We start from the raw sequence: 4,340 nt of genomic DNA, 5'->3' as shown, positions 1-4,340 counted from the left end.
TAGTGCAAACTTGTCGTCGTCAAGGCAGAGCTGTGATTGATTTTTTTGCACAAGCACTGCGGGCTAATTCTAATAGTTATCTGTCTCGCCCATCACTGCTTCCTAAATATTAGACCTGAATCCTTACGTGATTCCTTCAATTAAGTTCAGGTAATTGTGCAAGCGCTCCTTCCATCTATGTGCTGATTGCTGTTGTTTCATCTACTCCTCGTGCTACAGTATCAACGATGTGTTTCTGATAAGAGTTAACAGCATAATTGAGATGCCCAAACTTATTACCAGCCCAAGCCAAACACATAGTTTTCACTAGTTCATCAATCTCAACAGAATCAAGCTCACTTGGACTCGTAACATTCCGAGAATGCAGCCACTCTTTGACTAAATCGAGTGGATAATTTAAAAGTGTGCGAACTTCTTTGACTCGCAAATCTTTTGGGTTGATTGATGGCGGAGTTACAGCTTCTTTTGTTGGCTGAATCCTGTACTGTTGATTCTCTTTGCGGGGTCTAATGTTATTCTAAGGCTGTTCAGGCTTTTGAGGAGTAGTTGCGCCTTCAGCATCATTATCTTCATCTGCCGTCACCGATAAAATTGCACAAACCGCATATCGTCGTGCATAAGTTAATGCTGCACCAAACTTCTGAGAATCACTAATTTCAGGTAGAGGGTAAGTGCTGGTGATACTCTCTCCAGATTCATGAAAAATATGAGTCCTTAGCACAGTTTTACCTTCAAAGATTTCGGTGGTTTGAATTACTACTAATCCATGTTTACTAAGTCCAGGAGTAACAGCATCCAATACAGCATCTAGTGTTGCATATTTACGTTTGTAGTGAGGATTAGTACCGTCTTTTTGAATGGGATTAAACTCTGCCTTTGCCTTGATTAAAGCTTTGATTAGTTCTTGCATTGTCCAGATCCTCTTTTACCAATCATTTTCATTGATATCACCAGACACTTTTTTGCTAGATTTAGCTTTATTTATTTGAAACTCTGAGGCTTTTAGCACAGGCATTGCCGCTTGTTTTACCGAAGTTTTAGCTTGCAGATAGAGAAATTGTGTTACTCCATCAGCGTCTTCTCCATCCTCGACTTGCGCCCATAGAGAACAACCCAGTTCTAATGACTCATAGTCGCCTAAATTGAAGGTCAATCTTCTTGTTAGCAATCAACAAAAGCCAATTTTCATCTTGAGCGATCGCCTGAATCTTTAAATAGCAGGAGTTGAACTGGTTCAGTATTTCTATCGGTTCCATTGCTATATTTGTGATGTAAGTAAAACAGTCTTATTGAGGAAGTGGGCAGCAACGCCCACCCCTTTTCTTACGCTGCAACCAAATCTTTCGCTTGTGCAACGTATCTCTTTAACCGTTCCCATTCGTCACTTGTGAGTGCATCAAATTCTTGATCAAGTAATTCCTCTTCTGTAGGTGGCTGTTCCGTAGTCGCTTTTGATACCCTTAGCACCTTCATGAAGTTGTCTAACCCGACTGCTGCATCAACCGGCTCGGCATATCGAAGAGAATCCACTCCGTTAGACCAGTGGGTAATGTACTGGAATATCACCCCAATCATGGAATCACCCTTATACACGCGATAGTTTCTGGGGCAGGCTCCGTCAGCGTAAACCAGCTTGTAGCCAGGAATCTCTTGCACCTCTGCGTTGGGGTCGGTTGGAGGTAGAAGAATTTTCTCTGGGGATTCATCCCAATCGGCTTCTTGAAGAGAAAATGGGCTAATCATATTGCAATATGCCATGATGACTTCGATTGTCTAAATTTCGTTGTCGAGGCGATTGCTTTTCTCTTGGACTGCAACCGCCTTTCTCACTTTCAGTACCAGGGATTTATTACACCTCTGCATTCGCATCTGCTGGAGGTAGCACAAAATTCTCTTGGCAGTCATAGAAATCCCGATCTGGAAGTGTGATGTTACTTGCTGGGCTATGTGTAATGATTATTTGTAATTGCATATAGGTGGCGATTGCTTTTGTCTTGGTAAGCAATCGCCCTTTCTCACTTCCAGCAACTAAGCTGCTACTGTCGCTCGGACTCCCAACAGCCCAATCACTTGTTCAGCACTAGCAGCCACACGATTTACCCCGTACTGTCTTGGTCGAGTGTACCAACCTTCTTGATTGCACCCGACGAAGCCAACAAAGTGCCCGTCTTGGTAGAGTTTGGTGCTGAAAGATAACCAGTCAACTTCGCCGTGATATAGACCAAAAACAGTGCAGGCTTTCTCTAATTCATCGCTCAATCGTTCGTTGCGCTCCAGGGGTGTTTCCGGTAGGGTCGCTTTTACTTCTGCAACTCGTGTAGCGAACCAGTCTCGGTCAAAGGGTAGCCGTCCGCCACCGACTAACTGCACCCATACTGTGATTCCGCCTTCGATCCAGATTGTGCGAACTGATTCGGGTTCCACTTCGATAATCTCACCAATGATGCGGCGATCTCTGCTGGTGAGAGGGTCTTGAGTTGGGGCTACAGCTTCGGCTTGGGATTCAAGGTGGGTGTACAGTTCTGCTTGGGCTGTGGCTTGTTCATCAACAGAAGAACTAGGAATTGCTTGCTGTGTATGTGTTATGTAGGTCATAATATTGATCTCCATTCAGTTGGATAAAAAGCGATCGCATACTTTCTCAGGGTGGGCGGTCGCTTTTGTTATGTGTGCAAACAACGTTGTGGTTCAGCACAACGCTCTCATAAAGATTTGGCGTAGCCATATATTTGTGGCTCAAAGCCAGTGGCACTTGAGCGATACCAAAACAGGAGATACAGCGTATCAGGCGACGTGTACGACTTCAAATGCTTTAACTGCCGTCCGTCGTCCTGCTGGTAATTTCTTATTCAGTGCAATATCCATTTCCCGGCTGTGTACCCATCGCCTTCTCTGGTTGTGCCAGTGCCTCGGTTACTTATCAAGCGGTCACTCTGGATTGCTGTCAAAGTTCTGTAGTGCAAACCCTTTTTGCGTTTGGGTGCAGGCGGTTGCATTTCCTTGCCCTTAATATTTATATAGTGTATCGCCATAGCCAATACTTTGTCAATACCAAAAACAATACAGTTGCCAATACCGCCACAGCTTGATAGTTTTGTGATAGGCATCCTTAACGAGGCTTGATACGACTATATGGCGAAGAGAGAAAGGACTTTTATTTCGATTGAAATTGATCCAACCAAAAAAGCAGATTTTGTTGCTAAGGTCAAAAGCGAGAACAAAAACGTCACCGAAGTTCTTACAAACTGGATTGATGGATACCTTGGAGTTGCTGGAGGTATTGACGTTGTTGATCTAAAGAAACGTGTAGAAGCTATAGAACAGGCTTTAAAAGAGGGGGATATTATGGGGGAATCAGCCGCCTGAGAGAGGAAAATCGTTCTCTCAGGCAAACTCACGAACAATTGCTGAAATTGCTCAAAGAAAAGCCCGCCGACAGTTAATGTAGGCGGGCTAACTTTTTAAGAGCTTGCTTGTATTGGTTTGGTATTATAATATTCCAATACAAGCACCAGGATAACCCAAGATGATTAAAATTATTCCAAAGTCTGTAAACCTACTATTGGCCTTAATTGCATAGCAAAAGCGATCGCCGCCGGCAAGCAATGCGATCGCCTGTTCAATTTATTCACGAGAAAGTGAACTAACTATATAATGCTGACACATTTTTGGAAAAACCCCCAAAATCAGTTGCAAGGTTCACTTTGGTTAAGCTTTAACACCCCAAATTTCAAGCATTTACCATAGTGAGCAAGAAATATGCTGACACTAGAAAGAGAACAAACAACAGCACTCGATTACAGTGTTGTCAACACCAGCATCCAGGAAACCTTCACCGCCATCGATAGGTTCGAGTGGCAAGCGGTAGATGAAATCCTCCAGATGAGGGAACAACAGCTTTACCTGCAAGCTGGATACAAAAGCTTTGAAGAATACTGCCAGCGTGAATTATGCGCCTGGGGTGGATACCGACGAATCAACCAACTGTCAGGAGCTAAAAAGGTCATAGACGCAGTTGGTGAATTGGGCGGACACATCAAGAATGAGCGTCAGGCTCGTCCTTTACTGCGCTTGGTCAAGGAACCAGAAAAACTTAAAGCTGCTGTAACGCTTGCTCTGAAAGATAACCCATCCCCTGGTGAATCAGATTTTTCTGCTGCCGCCCAAAAAGTGGTTCCTCAACTTCCACGCAAAAAACATATTGTTCAGGAACGAATGGCACTAAGAAAAGCTCTAAGCTATGCGGAATAGGCACTACAGATTTTAAAGCTATTGAACAGTGAAGGTTCAGGGATGGGATAGGCAATTGTCCTTGATGTAATACTGCGATCGCCATTGAG

At 43.8% G+C, this 4,340-nt stretch carries 9 protein-coding genes; 2 read left to right on the top strand and 7 right to left on the bottom strand.

Annotated features, from left to right (window positions below):
- Positions 1-175: 175 nt before the first annotated feature.
- The 7 genes from CDG79_RS39350 to CDG79_RS39325 all read right to left on the bottom strand — a co-directional run bounded on the left by CDG79_RS39350 (position 176) and on the right by CDG79_RS39325 (position 3,107).
- Positions 176-427: a hypothetical protein gene (locus CDG79_RS39350; RefSeq protein WP_094346893.1), complete on the bottom strand. Its 252-nt coding sequence runs from the start codon at positions 425-427 to the stop codon at positions 176-178.
- A 90-nt stretch (positions 428-517) separates the two neighbouring features.
- The gene (locus CDG79_RS39345) at positions 518-910 is read right to left on the bottom strand and encodes an ERF family protein (protein WP_094346892.1); all 393 of its coding nucleotides are present in this window, start codon (positions 908-910) and stop codon (positions 518-520) included.
- 15 nt (positions 911-925) lie between these two features.
- Complete coding sequence (locus tag CDG79_RS39340; protein WP_223278641.1) at positions 926-1,153, bottom strand: hypothetical protein; 228 nt, start codon at positions 1,151-1,153, stop codon at positions 926-928.
- A 170-nt stretch (positions 1,154-1,323) separates the two neighbouring features.
- A complete protein-coding gene (locus CDG79_RS39335; RefSeq protein ID WP_223278640.1) occupies positions 1,324-1,758 on the bottom strand; it encodes a hypothetical protein in 435 nt (144 codons plus the stop codon).
- Between the two features lie 91 nt (positions 1,759-1,849).
- A complete protein-coding gene (locus CDG79_RS43195) occupies positions 1,850-2,005 on the bottom strand; it encodes a hypothetical protein (RefSeq protein WP_189525302.1) in 156 nt (51 codons plus the stop codon).
- 23 nt (positions 2,006-2,028) lie between these two features.
- Complete coding sequence (locus CDG79_RS39330; RefSeq protein ID WP_094346894.1) at positions 2,029-2,595, bottom strand: hypothetical protein; 567 nt, start codon at positions 2,593-2,595, stop codon at positions 2,029-2,031.
- A 254-nt stretch (positions 2,596-2,849) separates the two neighbouring features.
- On the bottom strand, positions 2,850-3,107 hold the full coding sequence (locus tag CDG79_RS39325) for a hypothetical protein (RefSeq protein ID WP_094346890.1): 258 nt from the start codon (positions 3,105-3,107) through the stop codon (positions 2,850-2,852).
- Between the two features lie 25 nt (positions 3,108-3,132).
- Here CDG79_RS39325 and CDG79_RS39320 point away from each other — a divergent pair, with 25 nt between their 5' ends.
- Positions 3,133-3,366: a hypothetical protein gene (locus tag CDG79_RS39320; protein ID WP_094346889.1), complete on the top strand. Its 234-nt coding sequence runs from the start codon at positions 3,133-3,135 to the stop codon at positions 3,364-3,366.
- A 393-nt stretch (positions 3,367-3,759) separates the two neighbouring features.
- The gene (locus CDG79_RS39315) at positions 3,760-4,251 is read left to right on the top strand and encodes a hypothetical protein (RefSeq protein WP_223278639.1); all 492 of its coding nucleotides are present in this window, start codon (positions 3,760-3,762) and stop codon (positions 4,249-4,251) included.
- The last annotated feature ends 89 nt before the right edge of the window (positions 4,252-4,340 follow it).

The organism is Nostoc sp. 'Peltigera membranacea cyanobiont' 232, from assembly GCF_002245985.1.
Taxonomy (GTDB): Bacteria; Cyanobacteriota; Cyanobacteriia; order Cyanobacteriales; family Nostocaceae; genus Nostoc.
Note: the sequence above shows the minus strand (reverse complement) of the source record. Positions and strands in the feature narration are given on the sequence as shown.